Raw genomic sequence first — 16644 nt, forward strand, 5'->3', positions numbered from 1 at the left:
CTCCTTGCCATGACAGCGTCGGGATGGTTCGATGAATGCACCACCTCATATGACGAGAAACGATTAATTTCGTAGATATTAACCGGAAACCCCGAATACCAAGCGTTTACCCTAGCATTTCCACCCACATCTCTTCATACAATTAGTCATATGACGACTGACGTCATAAACAAAACGTATTGCCCAAGGACGATGTTGACTGGGGCAAATCATTCATCCTGGAGATTTCAATGAAGAGAAATTTGATTACGGTGGCCTTGCTCGGTTGGGCTGCTTGCGCTTCGGCACAGTCGAGCGTCACCCTGTATGGCGTCGCCGATGGCTGGGTCGGTCAAACGACCAGCAAGGCCGGGACGGCGCCTACCGACAGAACCAGCGTCGTGGAAAGCGATGGCCTGTCAGCCAGCCGATGGGGCATTCGTGGCTCGGAAGACTTGGGAGGCGGCCTGCGCGCCAACTTTGTGCTGGAGCAGGCTGTCAGCATCGACAACGGCACGATCAAGAACGTATCGGCCTCGAACGTCGGCTTCAACCGCGCGGCCTATGTCGGCCTGTCCGGCGGCTTCGGCGAGGTGCGGCTGGGCCGCATGCTGGGCGCATTTGACGCTTTGCGCGGCCCTTTCAACCAGTTGTATGACGCTTCGGGCTTTGCATCCACCGGCACGGTCTGGGGCCTGGGCACCACGGCATCTAGCTCTCAGGCGGCAGTGACCAGCAGCGACTACCTGGCGCGCCTCAACAACACCTTCATGTATGCAACGCCGGTGTTGGGCGGTTTCAGTGGATCCATGAGTTACAGCCCCGGAGAAGGCATCACCACCGCCACGGCAGCGCCGCGCAGCATTTCCAGCCATGTGAAATATGCCAATGGTCCACTCAAGATTGGCTACGGCTACCAGGCCGAGCACTACACCACCGGCACCAACAAGTTCAAGCTGGCGTCTGGCGCCTATGACTGGGGCGTTGCCAGGTTGGTGGCCTCCATTCAGCGGCAGGACGACAGCCGCATCGCTGGCGGCCAGTCCGCCAACGAATGGCAGGCCGGCGTTGATGTGCCGTTCGGCGCGGCCATTCTGGCGGTCGGTTACGCCAGCTCGAAAACCAAGAACGCCGCCGGCGTCGAGGTGGCCGATGCCCGGGGTTTGAGCCTGATGGGCATCTACAGCCTGACGAAACGCACCCGGCTTTACGCCGCCCTGCGCAAGGTTGACGCCAGGCGCACCGATGGAAGCACCTCCACGGAAGCATCGCGCTATGGCATTGGCGTCAGCCACACGTTCTGAAACCTGAACTGCGGCAAGCACCAACCAAAAAGGGCGCCTTCGGGCGCCCTTTTTGCGTCAGTTCATGGAACGAGTCATCGCATGTCTGGTTCGCCGCAAGTTAAAGCGCCGCGCTGCAGACAGTGCTGCGGCGCGGCGACGGCCCATGGCGTCGAAGCGGCCGTCGAACCGGCGGTTCTACAACGCAGCCACGCTCGCCATGTCGCGGCTGTAGGCACGGCTGGCATCCACCAGCATCTGCGTGTAGGGGTGCTGGGCGGCGTTGCTGCACAGGTCGTCGGTGGACAGCGTTTCCACGATCCGGCCCTGCTGCATGACCGCCAGGCGGTCGCACAGGTGGGCCACCACGCCCAGGTCGTGGGTCACGAGCAGGTAGGTCAGTCCATCCCGTTCGCGCAATTCGGCCAGCAGGTTGAGCACTTCGGCCTGCACCGACACGTCGAGCGCCGAGGTCGGTTCATCGAGCAGCAAAATGCGCGGCTCCAGAATCAGCGCGCGTGCAATCGCGACGCGCTGGCGCTGGCCACCCGAGAGCTGGTGCGGGTAACGAAAGCGAAAACTGCTGTTGAGCCCGACGCGCGTCAGTATGGATTCGATGCGCTCGCGCTCGTCGGCCATGCCATGGATGCGCAAGGGCTCGGCCAGCACCGTATGCACCGTGTGCCGGGGATGCAGCGAGCCATAAGGGTCCTGGAAAACCATTTGCACGTCCTTGCAGCGCGCCCGGTCCAGCTTGTGCCCCAGCGCCTTGCCATCAATCTGCAGCTCGCCTTGCCAGTGGGTGTACTGGCCTGCCAGGCAGCGCAGCACCGTGGTTTTGCCGGAACCCGATTCGCCGACGAGGCCGAAGGACTGCCCGGCCTCGATCTGCAGGTTCACGTCGTTGAGCACTTTCACGCCGGCCCCAAAGGCCAGGTTGAGCGCGGTAACTTTGATCATGGACATATAGGTTTTTCCTCAGGCAGTCAGCCAGCTGGGGTCGCGCTTGAGCACAGGCAAGCGGGGGCGCCGATGGTCCAGGCTGGGCAAGGCATCCAGCAGGCCGCGGGTGTAAGGGTGCTGGGCATGGTCCAGGTCGGCGGCGGCGATGGACTCCACGACGCGCCCGGCATACATCACCAGCACCCGGTCGCAGAAATGGCGAACCAGGTTCAGGTCGTGGCTGATGAACACCAGCCCCAGCCCGCGCTGGCTGACCAGGTCGTCCAGCACGGCCAGCACCTGCAGGCGCACCGACACGTCCAGCGCCGAGGTCGGTTCATCGGCAATGATGATTTCGGGCTCCGGGATCAGCATCATCGCGATCATGATGCGCTGGCCCATGCCGCCCGACACCTCGTGCGGGTACAGGTTGAAAACCCGCTGGGGCTCGCGGATGCGCACGGCCTCCAGCATCGCCAGGGCGCGCTCGGCGGCTTCCGCCCGGGACACCTTGTGGTGCGCCAGATAGGCCTCGGCAATCTGCAGGCCTACCCGCATCACCGGATTGAGCGAGTACTTGGGGTCTTGCATGATCATGGACATGCGCTGGCCCCGGATGGCCTGCATGGTTTTGTCGCTGGCAGTGAGCAGGTCGATGCCATCGAGCTGCAGCTTGCGCGCTTCGATGATGGCGCTGCGTGGATGCAGGCGCAGCAAGGCGCGGCCCACGGTGGACTTGCCCGATCCGGATTCGCCCACAATCGCCAGCTTTTCACGCGACAGGTTGAAAGACACGCCGCGCACGGCGTTCACGATGCCATTGCTGGTGGCAAAGCGGATGTTCAGGTCTTCGACCTGCAGCTTCGGGGCGTTGCCCGGCACGCCGTCGCCAGCGATGTGGTTGGAAAAAGTAGTGGGTTTCATGGGGCTTTCCTTCATTCGCTGCGCGGGTCCAGCACGTCGCGCAGCCCGTCGCCGAGCAGGTTGAAAGCCAGGCTCACCAGCATGATGGCGGCGCCCGGCGTGGCCACCAGCCACCAGCATTCCATCATGTAGCGCCGGCCGGTGGAAATCATGGCGCCCCACTCGGGCAGCGGGGGTTGCGCGCCCAGGCCCAGAAAACCCAGGCCGGCAGCGGTCAGGATCACGCTGGCCATGTTCATCGTGAGGCGCACCACCACCGATGACAGGCACATGGGCGCGATGTAGCGCAGCAGGATGCGGCTCGATGACGCGCCCTGCAACTGGGCGGCCACCACGAAGTCGGCCTGGCGCAGGGACAGGGTTTCGGCCCGCGCCAGCCGCGCAATCGGCGGCCAGGCGGTCAGCGCGATGGCGATCACCGCATGGTCCAGTCCGGGGCCCAGGGCGGCGACAAAAGCCAGCGCCAGCACCAGGCTCGGAAACGAGATGAAGATGTCGGTGATGCGCATGAACACGTCATCGACCCAGCCGCCAAAATAGCCCGATATGCTGCCCACCGCCAGGCCGACCGGCCCGACGATGACCGTGACCAGCGCAATGATGTAGAGCGAAATGCGCGAGCCATGGACCAGCCGGCTGAACACATCGCGGCCATATTCGTCGGTGCCGAACCAGTGGGCGGCGTCAGGCGCCTTGAGCGCCTGGCCGAGGTCCTGGGCCAGCGGGTCGTGGGTGGCGATCCACGGCGCGAACAGGGCGACCAGCATCAGCGCCAGCACCACCAGCAGGCCGGCGACGGTCATCGGGTTGTGCAGCAGGCGCTGCAGGCCGCGCTGCAGGCTTTGCCGCCGCGCCTCGGAGGCCGATTGCGGCGTGGTGTCGGGCGCGGACAGGGGCAGGGTGAAGGAAGTCATCGGCGTGTCCTCGGGTCAAAGACTTGGTACAGGGCGTCGGAGAGCAGGTTCAGGGTGATGAAGATGACCCCCACCACCAGCACGCAGCCCATCACGGCATTCATGTCGCCCAGCAGCAGGCTGCTGGTCAGGTATTGGCCAAAACCGGGCCAGGCAAACACCGTTTCGATCAGCACCGCCCCTTCCAGCAGGCTGCCGTACGCCAGCGCCACAATCGTCAGCAGCTGGACCAGGATGTTGCGAAAGGCATGGTGCCAGACCACGCCGCGCTCGGACAAGCCCTTGACCCGCGCCGTGAGGACGTATTCCTGCGACAGCTGCGCCAGCATGAAACTGCGGGTCATGCGGCTGATGTAGGCCATGGAGTGCAGGCCCAGGATGCAGGCGGGCAGCGTGACGTGCTTGATGGCGCTGCGAAACACATCCCATTCACCGGCCATGGCTGAATCAAACAGCAAAAAGCCGCTGGCCGGGGGCACCATGCCGTCAAAGGCCAGGTCCACCCGCCCGGCGCCGCCGGCCCAGCCCAGCCAGGCGTAGAACACCAGCAAGCCCATCATGCCGAACCAGAACACCGGCGTGGAATAGCCGAACAGGCTGATGACCCGCACCACATGGTCGGCCACGGTGCCGCGCCGGGTGGCGGCATACACGCCCAGCGGAATGCCCAGGCAGGTGCCGAAGATGATGGCCATGGTGGCCATCTCCATGGTGGCGGGGAACACCCGGGCGATGTCTTCTGTCACCTTGTGCCCGGTGAGCAGCGCATTGCCCAGGTCACCGCGCAGCAGGTCGCCCAGGTAGTAGGCAAACTGAACCGGCAGCGGCTTGTCCAGCCCCAGCTGTTTGAAAACTTGCTCATACGTGGATCGGTCGGCGTCGGGGCCGACGATGGACAGCACCGGATCGAGCGGCATGACGCGGCCAATCACGAAGGTCAGCAGCAGCAAACCCAGCAGGGTCAGCAGCACGCTGAACAGGCGCCGGCCCACGGGAGCCAGGCGGCTCCAGCGCGGGCTGCTTCGCGGCGTGGGCAGGGTAAGAGTGGGCGAAGGGTCGGACAAGATGTTCTCCGTGGTCAGAAAAAGGGCTGGCAGCGCAGGCTCAGCGTTGCTTGAAGACCTCGCGCAAACGCGTGGTGGCTGCCGGATGGCCCTGGTAATTGCTCACATCCTTGCGCATCACCACGGTATCGACCATTTGCGAGATCGGCTGAATGGCGCCGACCTGGCTGTCATACAGCTTTTGCGCTTCCTGGTAAGTCGCGGTCTGCTTTTGCTCATCGCGCTCGACCTCGGCTTTTTCAATCAGCTGGTTGAGCTCGGGACTGAAAAACGAGGTGCGCCAGCCCTGGAAGTTGGTCAGCTTGGCCTCATCGCGGTTGTCCGGGTTGTAGACCAGGGCGCGCAGGCTCGAATGCGGATGGGGTTCGGCCCCGCCGCCGCCACGCCCGACAATGATGTCGAAATTGCGCTCGCGCATGGCGCCATACACCTGGTTGCCAGTGCCTGAAATCACGCTGGCCTCAATGCCGGCCTTGGCCAGCGTGGACTGCAGGCTGGTGGCAATGTTGATGAACGGCGGGTCGGCCAGCACGCGGATGGTGGTCTTGAAACCGTTGGGAAAGCCCGCGTCGGCCAGCAGCTTCTTGGCCGCCGGCAAATCGAACTTGTAGCCCGGATTCGGCAGGCTGGCGGGCAGGCCCATCTGCACCGGGCGCTGGTGCAATATGCCGTAGTTGGGCATCACGCTGGTGTTGATGCCTTCGTAGTCGATCAGGTTGCGAATCGCCAGACGCACGCGCTTGTCGGCGAACGTCGGGTTCTTCATGCTGACCGCCACGTAATACAGCGTGCCGCGCCGCACCGGCTTGACCACCACATCCGCGTTCTTCTTCATGGCCTCGACGTCAGGCGCCGACATGCCCGAAGCCACGTCCAGGTCGCCACGGTCCACCATCAGGCGCAGCGATTGCGACTCGGTCATGTGGCGCATGATCACGCGCTTGAGCTTGGCCGGGCCGCGCCAGTAGCCGTCAAAACGGTTCATGAGCAGCACATCCTTGGCGCGCCAGTCGGCCAGCGCAAAGGGACCCGAGCCCGCCGCATGGGTGGTGAGCCAGGCCGCGCCCATGTCGCCATTCTTGTCGTTTTCCATGACCTTCTTGCGGTCCAGCACCACCGCGCTGACCGAAGTTGCCAGGGTGTAAAGCACCATTTTCGGATCGGTCGGCTCGGGCAGGTCGATCACCAGGGTTTGCGCGTCCAGGGCGCGGATGGCCTTGTCCACATTGCCCGCCGTGAAGCCGTAGGCCTTCCACGGCGAGGCCAGCGCCAGGTTGAGCTTGAGCACGCGCTGCAGCGACCAGGCCGCGTCCTCGGCCGTGAGCGCCTGGCCCGACTGGAACTTCACGCCCTTGCGCACGCTCAGGGTGATGCTGCGCCCGTCCGGCGAGATCTTCCAGCTCTCGGCCAGGCCGGGCAGCATCTTGCTGGTGTTTTGCGGGTCGAGCTCGATCAGGAAGTCGTACAGGTTGGCGGCGATTTCCACCACGTCATTGCCGGTGGCCGAGGCGGGGTCGAGCGTGAGCAGGTTGTTCATGCTGAAGCCGATGACCAGCTGGTCGTCCGGGGTCTTGGCCTGAAGGCCTGCGCCCGTGATGCCGCACAGAGCGAGCGCCAGCGCGCAGCGGCGCAGCAGTTGCGAATGTTTCATGCGTGTCTCCTTGTATGAATGGAAATGTGCCGGCTGACCGGGGGTCAGTAGCGGGCGCATGCGTGCGCCTCAATGTAATCAAAGTTGATGTCCTCACCCAGGCCGGGGAGTTGCGACAAATGCACGTCGCCGTTGGCGTCCATCGGGTCGGCCAAGCTGTTGAGGTAGGTAGGCACTTCGTCATAGTCGAGGAAGGGGTGCAGCAAGCCGCGCTCATACCAGCGGCAGTTCTTGATGGCGGCGCACACCGCCAGGTTGGCCGCGCCGTTGCCATGCACCTCGCAGTTCATGCCGAAGGATTCGGCCAGGTGCGCCACTTTCAGGGTCGGCGAAATGCCGCCCACGCCGGGCACGCCGGCGCGCAAGATATCGCAGGCGCCGGCCGCCACCCAGTCGGCGCGGCTGTGGTGCTTGCCGGACAGGCTTTCCGGCCCGACGATGGGAATGTCGAGCTGGCCTGCCAGCCAGGCGTAGGACGCCATGCTCTGCTCGTTCATCATTTCCTCGAACCAGGTGAAGTTGAGCTTTTCCAGCGCGCGGCCAATGGTTAGCGCGTCAGTGCGGCTGTAGTTGTGGTAGCCGTCGAGCATCAGCGGGATGTGGGGACCAACGGCTTCACGCACGGCAGCGCAGGCCTTGATGTCCATGCCGGTATCTGGCGCAAACCGCACGGGCGGCATCCAGGTGTGCAGCTTGATGGCCTTGTAGCCGCGCGCCACCAGCGTCTCGGCAAAGGCCCCATATTCTTCAGGCGTGGACAGACCGCCCTTGAGTTCATCGCCGCACATGGTGCTGCCATAAGCCTGCACCTTGTCGCGGTAGCCGCCAATCAGGCGGTACACGGGCTGGCCCAGCGCCCGCCCGGCCAAGTCCCACAGCGCCTGATCGACAGCGGCCAAGGCGCGGTCCGTCAGTTGCCCGGCGCTGCCGCGCTGCCAGTGTTCCAGCGCCTGCCAGAGATGCTCGCGCTGAAACGGGTTTTGCCCGATCAGCACCTTGCGCACAAAAGCATCCAGCACATGCGGGCGGATCACCTCGGGGGGCGCAAACGCATAACCGCAATGCCCTTCGTCGGTGGTGATGGTGAGCAGCGCCAGCTTGCCCAGGCCTTCGGGGCCAGGGTGTGAATGTCCGGCGCTGTCAGAAGACCGGCGCGTTGGGTAGGTAAACTCGACTCCGTGCACACTTTCAATTTTCATGGGTTTTCCGTCAAAGGCTGGGTTGGCAAGATTGCGACTCACTGTCATCAGTCGTCATATGAGTTGACCGATAATAGGCTGAACGCGAGATTTCCAGAACACGGGTAAACCCTGAATTTTCAAGAATACCGTGGAGAAATTTCTGAACCTAGAGTGCAAGCGTTGTAATTTTGTTTAAGCACCCTTGCTCCCGCCGCCAACACCGCGGCTTAATTCATCACATGACCTACAGGGTTACGCGCTGGTCTGCTATTTAAATGACAGCAGAAGCCGTAACATCTTCAGTCATCACATCACCTCTGAGCTTTCAATCATGAACACAAGGCTTGCCCTGCCCTCCCAGGTACGCTCCAAGAACCTGTCGCAGCGGGTTGTGGACGACATCTCCACCAAGATCAAGGATGGCGCCTACCGGCCGGGCGACCGGTTGCCACCCGAGCCTGAACTGGTGCAGGCGTTTGGCATCAGCCGCACGGTGGTTCGGGAGTCGATGCTGCGGCTGCAAGCGGCAGGCCTGGTGGAAACGCGGCATGGCATAGGCACCTTCGTTCTGGCGCCTGATCCAGGGCGGGCGCTGCTGTCGGACTCCGGCGCCGACATCAGCAACCACGACATGCTTTGCATGCTGGAGTTGCGCATCAGCGTTGAAACCGATGCGGCTGGGTTTGCGGCCAGCCGGCGCAGCGAGGCGCATCTGGCCGCCATGCGCGCGGCCCTTGATGCGTTCGCTGCCGCCCATCGCAACGGATGCAGCACGGTAGAGGCTGATTTTCAGTTTCACCTGCAAATCGCGCTGGCCACTGGCAACCGTTATTTTGAAGAAGTGCTTCGCAGCCTGGGGGGCGTCACCATCGAAAGAAACGGCGCCTTGGCCAAGCCAGCCGAGCCCCATGACGCAGCGTCCGCGAGCAAACTCCAATTTGGCAATACCCACCCCCTGCTGGAGCAAGGCAAGCCGCTTGCGCTGCGTGAACACGAGGATGTTTACGAATGCGTGCGCCGCGCCGACCCGGCCGCAGCCCGCGCGGCCATGTTCATGCACCTGAGCAACAGCCGCGAGCGCAAGCGGCGGGTTATTCAGGCGGCCGGAAATTGAGGGGGAATATCGCCCGTTCCGTTCCGAGCCGCTTTTTCTGATTCCATCAGCATGCGGGCGGGCTGATATTTCTCAGGCTTCGGCGGCAATGCGGCTATTCAAGGTTACGGCTTGATCAGCCGCAAGCGACAGGCTGTGGCTTACCGAGCGACTCAAAGCATTCGATCAACTCATGCAGCCGGGTACTGGGATTCAACTCGCCCTCATTGAGCGCTTCTGCCATCACTTGTGCGGCAAGTTGCCGGGCTTTGGGCAGCCTGTCGATGAGCCGGTCAAAAAGGTTTTCAGAACTGCCTTTCGCATAATTTTCCATGCCCGCTACTTTGCACAGGTCTTTTATCAGCAGATCGCCTGAAGAATGCTTGCCTACCCCGATGTAGGGTTTGCGCGTCTTTTGAAAATGCAGCAGAAGCCAAAATTCGTAGCAAGGATAGGAGGCGATGAGCGAAACCTTCTGCGCATTTGCTTTAGCCAACTCCAACGCTTCGTCAAAATTTTCGTGACGGTCCCGGTCAATGGCGCAGTACACATGGTCAAAAAGCCGCTGCCGTTCCATAGCCTCTTTGACGATGTTTAACGGATCGTTTTTCCCACAATGAACAATGTCCACCTCTGCATAGGCCCGGAAATGGTGAGCGGCATCTTTAAGGTACTGCAAACTCGATTTCGTATCTTCGCAAATGACCAATACACGCGCCTGTGGTTTGAGGCTGGGTTTCTTGCGCTCGAACGGCGAAGACTTGCGCGCCATCGTCAAGCACTCCGTTTCACGAAAGGCAAGCCGCGATAACGCCCTTCGTAGTAACGCTTTTCGATGTCTTCGCTTTCGCGGCCTTCAAAGTCATGAATGGAGCGCAGTTGCGTGGCCCCGTTCATGTCCCGTTCCGTGATCCAGAACTGGTCGCGGCGCAGCAATTTTGCATCCATGAGATGCGTGTCATGCGTGGTGAAAATGAGCTGGGAGGGCACGCTGGAATTGATATGCTTTTCGACCAGGGCCGCCACTATTTTTGGGTGCAGGCTGCTGTCAAGCTCGTCCACGATTAATAGTCTTTCAGCTCCGTAAGAAGGATCTTTGGTAACCCATGGGAGCCAGAAGCCAATGAGGTTTTTGGTTCCCTCAGACTCGTCTTCATAACTCAAGTCAGCATCCCCCAACGCTGTTTTATGGGTAAGAACAGTCCTCTTGCTGGCTGTCGGCGCTGCATTTATTGACTTGTTCTCCTTCTCGAAAAGCTTGCTCAGTGCATTTGAACCAACATGGGGAAGTTCAAGCGTTTCGACTGTCATTTTTGAAATAGGGACATCCACATCACGAAGAAATGCTGCAATCGCTTTAGCGCCAAACTCGTCTTCTGCGGCAATTTCCTGTGCGAGGTCGGCCATGTCATCCATGCCATTCAATAATGAAAAGCTTGATTTACTAAGCCATTCAAACGGCACTTTCAGCGGCGTCAGTGCTTCGCTGCTATTGGCCATCGCCTGCGCAATAAACAACAACTTGGGCGGCGTTAATTTTTGCCAGGCATCCAGCAGCTCCGCGCTCAAGCTGTCTTGCAGGAGCGCACCAAATTCGTAAGACTCGCCCTTCGCCGAATGCAGCCGTTCGTAAAGCAGCGACTCATGCCCTTTCGGATAGACCAGCAGTTTTTCACCAACGATGCGTTCGCTGGTCGCGGACAAAGTGAATTGATACCGCATCCCCGCATGAATGAAATTCAGCTCGAACACGCTGGGCTGATCTGCCAGCGCGGCATCAAACCGAAACGGAGATATCGGCAGCGGGATGTTTCGGGTGCTGGGTTCTCGCTGAGCAATCCTCCTGACAACATCCAGCGCCTTGAGCAAATTGCTCTTGCCCGATGCGTTCGGGCCATAGATGACCGCCACCTTGAGCAAATCAGAAAACTTTTCGCCTGCCGACTCAGGCTTGAAGACGTTTTCGCGCTTTCGCAGTCGCGGGGCGGCCACCATCGACAAGGTTTGCCGCTCACGGAAAGAGCGGAAGTTGGTGACGGAGAATTCAATCAACATGCAGAAATCTCGCAAATAAAGTCAATAAAGTGACTTTATTTTGGCAGGAATGAATCTCAACTGCGGATTTTCTGCATTTACTCCTCCATCAGCCGCACCCGCACGCTTTTCCCCTTGACCCGGCCCATCGCCAGCTTGTGCAGCGCGTCGCCAGCAATGCTGCGCTCCACCGCCACATAGGTCGAGAACTCGTTCACATTGATCTTGCCGACCTGCTCGCGGGTGAAGCCGGCCTCGCCGGTCAGCGCGCCGAGCACGTCGCCGGCGCGGATTTTTTCCTTACGGCCGCCGACGATCTGCAGCGTCGCCATCGGCGGGCGCAACGGCTCCTTGCTCGCAGGCGTCAGTTCGTCGAGCTTGTGCCATTCGGACTCGGCCTTTTGCAGCACCTCAATCTTGCCGACCGAGCCCATCTCGTCCATGCTGGCCAGGCTGATGGCCCAGCCTTCCTCGTCGGCGCGGCCGGTGCGGCCGATGCGGTGGATGTGAATCTCGCTGTCCGGCGTCACATCGACGTTGATGACCATTTCCAGCTGAGAAATGTCCAGCCCGCGCGCGGCCACATCGGTGGCCACCAGCACCGAGCAACTGCGGTTGGCAAACTGCACCAGCACCTGGTCGCGCTCGCGCTGCTCCAGCTCGCCATACAGCGCCAGGGCGATGAAGCCCTTGTCCTTGAGCAGTTGCACCAGCGCCCGGCATTGCGACTTGGTGTTGCAAAACGCCAGCGTGCTGACGGGCCGGTAGTGGTTGAGCACCCGCGCCACCGCATCGAGGCGCGCCTCGTCGTGGTCGGTGTCCTCGACCTGGTACCAGCGCTGGCGGATCTTGCTTTTTTCGTGCTGCGCCTGCACCGTGACGGTTTGCGGGTTCTTCATGAACTGCTGGCTGATCTTGGCGATGCCTTCGGGATAGGTCGCCGAGAAAAGCAGCGTCTGGCGCTCTTTCGGGCACTGCTTGGCGACGGTGGCGATGTCGTCGAAAAAGCCCATGTCCAGCATGCGGTCGGCCTCATCTAACACCAAGGTGTTCATCGCCGCCAGGTCGAGGTTGCCGCGCCCGAGGTGGTCCATGATGCGGCCCGGCGTGCCGACGACGATGTGCGCGCCGTGCTCCAGGCTGGCAATCTGGTTGCGCAGGGCGACGCCGCCGCACAGCGTGACGACCTTGATGTTTTCCTCGGCACGCGCCAGGCGGCGGATTTCGGTGGTCACCTGGTCGGCGAGTTCGCGCGTCGGGCACAGCACCATCGCCTGGATGGCGAAACGCCGGGCGTTCAGGTTGGCCAGCAGCGCCAGCGCAAAGGCGGCGGTCTTGCCGCTGCCGGTCTTGGCCTGGGCAATCAGATCCTTGCCGAGCAGCGCCACCGGCAGCGCGGCGGCCTGGATGGGCGTCATGCTGGTGTAGCCGAGTTGCGTCAGGTTGGCCAGCACATGGGCCGGCAGCGACAGGGCGCTGAAGTCATTGGGGGAAGTAGTCATATCCCCGATTATCGTGACTCCCGCTTTGTCCCCGGCAAACCGGGGCCGGCGTGTCCAAACCCCGCTAAGCTTTGGGCCGTATGTCCACCCTGCCCTTGCGACCTGTTTTTGATGACTGACCACCCCCATGGAACTTGATTCGCCCGCCCTTCGCCATGCCGTCCAGTCGCTCGCCAGCCATGCGCTGCCGGCCTTTGGCGTGGCGCTGGTGGCGGTCATCGCTGCGGTCTGCGGCCTGTGGTGGCTGGGGCTGCGCTATGGCGTGCACCGTGAAACCAGCCGGTTTGCGCCGCTGGCCTATCTGCTTGCCTACCTGGCGCTGGGCTTTGCCCTGATCATTGGCGCGGCGTCGCTGTTTGCCGAGATTGCCGAAAACCTGGGCGACGGCCGCAAGCTGGGCCAGCTGGACCTGCTGTTCTCGGACACGGTCCGGGCGACCGTTCCCTTGAGCGCGCTCAGGGTATTCGCGCTGCTGACCCACTTTGGCGACACCCTCACGCTGACCGGCCTGTGCGTGGCCGGCGTGCTGGCGCTGCTGTGGCAACGCCGCTACGGGCTGTGCATCGGCTGGGTGCTGGCGTTCGTCGGCAATGCGCTGCTGAACCGGATGCTGAAAAGCATTTTCGAACGCACCCGCCCGGTGCATGACCACGGCCTGGCGTTTGCCGACGGCTGGAGTTTTCCGAGCGGCCATGCGTCGGGCTCGGTCGTGGCCTACGGCATGCTGGCCTATCTGCTGGTGCGGCTGCTGCCCGCCCGCTGGTCAGCAGCGCACCTGCCGCTGGTGGCGCTGGCGGCTGCGCTGGCCTTCACCATCGGCTCCAGTCGCGTTTTTTTGCAGGTCCACTTCGCCAGCGACGTGCTGGCCGGCTTTGCCTCGGGCACGGCCTGGCTGGCGGTGTGCATTGGGGCGCTGGAGCTGGCGCGCTACCGCAGGCGCACAGCTTGACCCTGCGCAACGCCGCAGCCGCCAGGGGGCATCCGAAAACAGCACAATCACAACAGGACTAAAAAAGGAACTTTCATGGCTGATTTTGATTTTGACCTGTTCGTGATTGGCGGCGGCAGCGGCGGCGTGCGCGCTGGCCGCATGGCCGCGCAGCGCGGCGCCCGCGTCGCGCTGGCCGAAGTGGCGGCGATGGGCGGCACCTGCGTGAACCTGGGCTGCATCCCGAAAAAGCTCTACAGCTATGCGGCCCACTTCGCCGAAAGCTTCGAGGAATCGCACGGCTTTGGCTGGGTCGGCGAAGCGCCCGTGCTGAACTGGGACACGCTCAAGTTCAACCGCGCCAGAGAGATTTCACGCCTCAACGGCATTTACGGGCAACTGCTCAAAAGCGCCGGCGTCCACGTCATCAACGGCTGGGCCACGCTGGCGGGTGCGCACACGGTCGAGGTCGGCGGCCAGCACTACAGCGCCAAGAACATCCTGATCGCCACCGGCGGCAAGCCCAGCACGCCGGAGGTGCCGGGATGCGAGCATGTCATCAGTTCCAACGAGATCTTCGACCTGTCGCCCTTTCCGCAGCGGCTGCTGGTGGTGGGCGGCGGCTACATCGCCTGCGAGTTTGCGTCGATCTTCAACGGGCTGGGCGCCAGCGTCACCCAGCTCTACCGGGGGCACCAGGTGCTGCGCGGCTTTGACGACGAAGTGCGCGGCTTCATCGCCGGCGAAATGGTCAAGTCCGGCGTGAAGCTGCACCTGAACACCGATGTGGCGGCCATCGAGCGCACCGACGCGGGCCTGCAGGTGCGGCTGCTCGACGGCAGCCACATCACGGTCGATGCCGTGCTCTACGCCACCGGCCGGGTGCCGCTGGTCGCCGGCCTGGGACTGGAAGCGGCCGGCGTCAGGCAAGGCAAGGCCGGGGCGATTGAGGTCAACGAGCAATATCAAACGTCGGTGCCGTCGATCTACGCGCTGGGCGACGTGACCGCGCGCGTGCAGCTCACGCCGGTGGCGCTGGCCGAGGCGATGGTGGTGGTTGACGCGCTGTTTGGCCCGCCCGAGGGCAAGCAACCGCGCGGCATGAGCTACGACTTCATCCCGACGGCGGTGTTTACCCATCCGAACATCGGCACGGTCGGCTATTCGCAGGCCGACGCCATCGAGAAATTCGGCAAGGTCACGGTGTACCGCAGCGACTTCAAGGCGCTCAAGCACACGCTGAGCGGCAGCACCGAGCGCACGCTGATGAAGCTGATCGTCGAGGACGCCACCGACCGGGTCGTCGGCCTGCACATGGTCGGCGCCGACGCCGGCGAAATCGTCCAGGGCTTTGCCGTGGCCATGAAGGCCGGCGCCACCAAGGCCATTTTTGACAGCACGATCGGCATTCACCCGACGATGGCCGAAGAATTCGTGACGATGCGCGAGCCGGTCCAGCGCTGAGTTGCGCGCGCAGCCACGAACGCCGACCAACGCCTATAAGCGCCACCACCCCATGACAAAACCAAGCCAGCCCATGCCCTACCTGCCCGCCTTCATCGCCCCGACCCGCTACACCGACCCGGCCGCCGCGCTGGCGCAGGTGCGCGCCATCTACGACCAGCAGATTGCCCACCTGCGCAGCGCCATGCAGCGCTACGTGGCCGGCGACACCCTGCCCGGCCATGTGCGCGCCTGCTACCCGTTCGTGCGCATCCACACCGAGACGGTGGCCAGGGCCATCCTGGAGACACCCGACATCCTGCAGCTCAGCTTCGGCTTCGTCGCCGGGCCGGGCCACTTCGAAACCACGCTGACCCGGCCCGACCTGTACAGCGACTACTACCTGGCGCAGTTCCGGCTCCTGATGCAAAACCACGAGGTCGAACTCGAAGTGGGCACCAGCACGCAGCCGATTCCGATCCACTTCTCGTTTGCCGAGAACGACCACATCGAGGGCACCATGAGCGCGGCGCGCCGCATGCTGATGCGCGACGTGTTCGACCTGCCCGACCTGGCCGCCATGGACGACGGCATTGCCAACGGCACCTTCGAGGCCCAGCCCGGCCAGCCGCAGCCGCTGTCGCTGTTCACGGCGGCACGCGTCGATTACTCGCTGCAGCGCCTGCGCCACTACACCGGCACCTCGCCGCACTGGTTCCAGAACTTCGTGCTGTTCACCAACTACCAGTTCTACATCGACGAATTCGTGCGCCTGGGGCATCAGGAAATGGCCAACCCGGACAGCGAATACATCGCCTTCATTGAGCCGGGCAACGTCGTGACGCGGCGCGCCGGCCTGCTGGCGGAAAGCGGCGACGAGCTGGGTGCGGCGCCGCCGCGCCTGCCGCAAATGCCGGCCTACCACCTGGTGCGCGCCGACCACACCGGCACCACCATGGTCAACATCGGCGTCGGCCCGGCCAACGCCAAGAACATCACCGACCATGTCGCCGTGCTGCGCCCGCACGCCTGGATCATGCTCGGCCACTGCGCCGGCCTGCGCAACAGCCAGCAGCTGGGCGACTATGTGCTGGCCCACGGCTATGTGCGCGAAGACCATGTGCTTGACGAAGAACTGCCGCTGTGGGTGCCGATTCCGGCGCTGGCCGAGATCCAGAAAGCGCTGGAGCAGGCGGTCGAGGACGTGACGCAGGCCGTCGGGCCTGACCTGAAACGCATCATGCGCACCGGCACCGTGGCCTCGACCGACAACCGCAACTGGGAGCTGCTGCCCAACAACCAGCCGCAGCGCCGCTTCAGCCAGAGCCGGGCGATTGCGCTGGACATGGAAAGCGCGACGATTGCGGCCAACGGCTTTCGCTTCCGGGTTCCGTACGGCACGCTTTTGTGCGTGAGCGACAAGCCGCTGCACGGCGAGATCAAGCTGCCGGGCATGGCCAACCAGTTCTACCGCGACCGCGTGGACCAGCATTTGCGCATCGGCATGCGGGCAGTGGAGCTGCTGCGCGCCGAGGGCATCACGCAGTTGCACAGCAGGAAGCTGCGGAGCTTTTCCGAAGTGGCTTTTCAGTGATTGTTTGCTATTTTTTTAATAGCTGCTTAGGCCCGTTTTTAATGCGCTGACTGCTGTTTTTGCTTGGATTCTGCTGAGTTTTGGCTGGGTCGGCGCTTCTGGGTTGGGCTGG

Annotated in this window: 14 protein-coding genes; 5 read left to right on the plus strand and 9 right to left on the minus strand. The window is 62.8% G+C overall.

Features of this window, described 5'->3' with window-relative positions:
- Positions 1-230: 230 nt before the first annotated feature.
- Entirely contained in the window at positions 231-1283 is a 1053-nt protein-coding gene (locus PNAP_RS17630) for a porin (protein WP_011802900.1), read from the plus strand.
- 177 nt (positions 1284-1460) lie between these two features.
- On the opposite strand, the gene PNAP_RS17635 is transcribed toward PNAP_RS17630, so the two are convergent.
- Genes PNAP_RS17635 through PNAP_RS17660 form a run of 6 tightly spaced genes read right to left on the minus strand, consistent with a single transcriptional unit; the run spans position 1461 to position 7956 of the window.
- Entirely contained in the window at positions 1461-2228 is a 768-nt protein-coding gene (locus PNAP_RS17635) for an ABC transporter ATP-binding protein (RefSeq protein WP_011802901.1), read from the minus strand.
- Positions 2229-2240: 12 nt separating this feature from the next.
- The gene (locus PNAP_RS17640; RefSeq protein ID WP_011802902.1) at positions 2241-3128 is read right to left on the minus strand and encodes an ABC transporter ATP-binding protein; all 888 of its coding nucleotides are present in this window, start codon (positions 3126-3128) and stop codon (positions 2241-2243) included.
- Positions 3129-3139: 11 nt separating this feature from the next.
- Positions 3140-4042 carry an ABC transporter permease gene (locus tag PNAP_RS17645; RefSeq protein ID WP_011802903.1) on the minus strand — a complete coding sequence of 301 codons (903 nt, stop codon included), beginning with the start codon at positions 4040-4042 and terminating at the stop codon, positions 3140-3142.
- On the minus strand, positions 4039-5106 hold the full coding sequence (locus PNAP_RS17650; RefSeq protein WP_011802904.1) for an ABC transporter permease: 1068 nt from the start codon (positions 5104-5106) through the stop codon (positions 4039-4041). The genes PNAP_RS17645 and PNAP_RS17650 overlap by 4 nt, the downstream gene beginning before the upstream one ends.
- A 40-nt stretch (positions 5107-5146) precedes the next feature.
- The gene (locus PNAP_RS17655; RefSeq protein WP_049763709.1) at positions 5147-6757 is read right to left on the minus strand and encodes an ABC transporter substrate-binding protein; all 1611 of its coding nucleotides are present in this window, start codon (positions 6755-6757) and stop codon (positions 5147-5149) included.
- A 44-nt stretch (positions 6758-6801) separates the two neighbouring features.
- Positions 6802-7956: a mandelate racemase family protein gene (locus tag PNAP_RS17660; protein WP_041376789.1), complete on the minus strand. Its 1155-nt coding sequence runs from the start codon at positions 7954-7956 to the stop codon at positions 6802-6804.
- A 313-nt stretch (positions 7957-8269) separates the two neighbouring features.
- Here PNAP_RS17660 and PNAP_RS17665 point away from each other — a divergent pair, with 313 nt between their 5' ends.
- Complete coding sequence (locus PNAP_RS17665; RefSeq protein ID WP_011802907.1) at positions 8270-9052, plus strand: FadR/GntR family transcriptional regulator; 783 nt, start codon at positions 8270-8272, stop codon at positions 9050-9052.
- Between the two features lie 115 nt (positions 9053-9167).
- Here PNAP_RS17665 and PNAP_RS17670 read toward each other — a convergent pair whose 3' ends face one another.
- From PNAP_RS17670 to dbpA, 3 genes are all read right to left on the minus strand, one after another.
- Positions 9168-9803: an RloB family protein gene (locus PNAP_RS17670; RefSeq protein WP_011802908.1), complete on the minus strand. Its 636-nt coding sequence runs from the start codon at positions 9801-9803 to the stop codon at positions 9168-9170.
- Positions 9804-9805: 2 nt separating this feature from the next.
- Positions 9806-11086, minus strand: coding sequence for an AAA family ATPase (locus tag PNAP_RS17675; RefSeq protein ID WP_011802909.1), 1281 nt, complete (start codon positions 11084-11086; stop codon positions 9806-9808).
- A 77-nt stretch (positions 11087-11163) separates the two neighbouring features.
- Positions 11164-12567 carry an ATP-dependent RNA helicase DbpA gene (dbpA, locus tag PNAP_RS17680; RefSeq protein ID WP_011802910.1) on the minus strand — a complete coding sequence of 468 codons (1404 nt, stop codon included), beginning with the start codon at positions 12565-12567 and terminating at the stop codon, positions 11164-11166.
- 127 nt (positions 12568-12694) lie between these two features.
- Here dbpA and PNAP_RS17685 point away from each other — a divergent pair, with 127 nt between their 5' ends.
- The 3 genes from PNAP_RS17685 to PNAP_RS17695 all read left to right on the plus strand — a co-directional run bounded on the left by PNAP_RS17685 (position 12695) and on the right by PNAP_RS17695 (position 16532).
- Positions 12695-13516 carry a phosphatase PAP2 family protein gene (locus tag PNAP_RS17685; RefSeq protein WP_011802911.1) on the plus strand — a complete coding sequence of 274 codons (822 nt, stop codon included), beginning with the start codon at positions 12695-12697 and terminating at the stop codon, positions 13514-13516.
- Between the two features lie 75 nt (positions 13517-13591).
- Positions 13592-14959, plus strand: a complete 1368-nt coding sequence (gene gorA, locus PNAP_RS17690) for a glutathione-disulfide reductase (protein ID WP_011802912.1) — start codon at positions 13592-13594, stop codon at positions 14957-14959.
- Positions 14960-15032: 73 nt separating this feature from the next.
- Complete coding sequence (locus PNAP_RS17695; RefSeq protein ID WP_041377413.1) at positions 15033-16532, plus strand: AMP nucleosidase; 1500 nt, start codon at positions 15033-15035, stop codon at positions 16530-16532.
- Positions 16533-16644 lie beyond the last annotated feature (112 nt).

The sequence above is a fragment of the Polaromonas naphthalenivorans CJ2 genome (genome assembly GCF_000015505.1).
GTDB classification, from domain to species: domain Bacteria; phylum Pseudomonadota; class Gammaproteobacteria; order Burkholderiales; family Burkholderiaceae_C; genus Polaromonas; species Polaromonas naphthalenivorans.

Excerpts from the sequence above, each read along its gene's own strand:
- PNAP_RS17630 (WP_011802900.1), top strand. The coding sequence starts at position 231 with ATGAAGAGAAATTTGATTACGGTGGCCTTGCTCGGTTGGGCTGCTTGC.
- PNAP_RS17635 (WP_011802901.1), bottom strand. The coding sequence starts at position 2,228 with ATGTCCATGATCAAAGTTACCGCGCTCAACCTGGCCTTTGGGGCCGGC.
- PNAP_RS17640 (WP_011802902.1), bottom strand. The coding sequence starts at position 3,128 with ATGAAACCCACTACTTTTTCCAACCACATCGCTGGCGACGGCGTGCCG.
- PNAP_RS17645 (WP_011802903.1), bottom strand. The coding sequence starts at position 4,042 with ATGACTTCCTTCACCCTGCCCCTGTCCGCGCCCGACACCACGCCGCAA.
- PNAP_RS17655 (WP_049763709.1), bottom strand. The coding sequence starts at position 6,757 with ATGAAACATTCGCAACTGCTGCGCCGCTGCGCGCTGGCGCTCGCTCTG.
- PNAP_RS17660 (WP_041376789.1), bottom strand. The coding sequence starts at position 7,956 with ATGAAAATTGAAAGTGTGCACGGAGTCGAGTTTACCTACCCAACGCGC.
- PNAP_RS17665 (WP_011802907.1), top strand. The coding sequence starts at position 8,270 with ATGAACACAAGGCTTGCCCTGCCCTCCCAGGTACGCTCCAAGAACCTG.
- PNAP_RS17670 (WP_011802908.1), bottom strand. The coding sequence starts at position 9,803 with ATGGCGCGCAAGTCTTCGCCGTTCGAGCGCAAGAAACCCAGCCTCAAA.
- PNAP_RS17675 (WP_011802909.1), bottom strand. The coding sequence starts at position 11,086 with ATGTTGATTGAATTCTCCGTCACCAACTTCCGCTCTTTCCGTGAGCGG.
- dbpA (WP_011802910.1), bottom strand. The coding sequence starts at position 12,567 with ATGACTACTTCCCCCAATGACTTCAGCGCCCTGTCGCTGCCGGCCCAT.
- PNAP_RS17685 (WP_011802911.1), top strand. The coding sequence starts at position 12,695 with ATGGAACTTGATTCGCCCGCCCTTCGCCATGCCGTCCAGTCGCTCGCC.
- gorA (WP_011802912.1), top strand. The coding sequence starts at position 13,592 with ATGGCTGATTTTGATTTTGACCTGTTCGTGATTGGCGGCGGCAGCGGC.
- PNAP_RS17695 (WP_041377413.1), top strand. The coding sequence starts at position 15,033 with ATGCCCTACCTGCCCGCCTTCATCGCCCCGACCCGCTACACCGACCCG.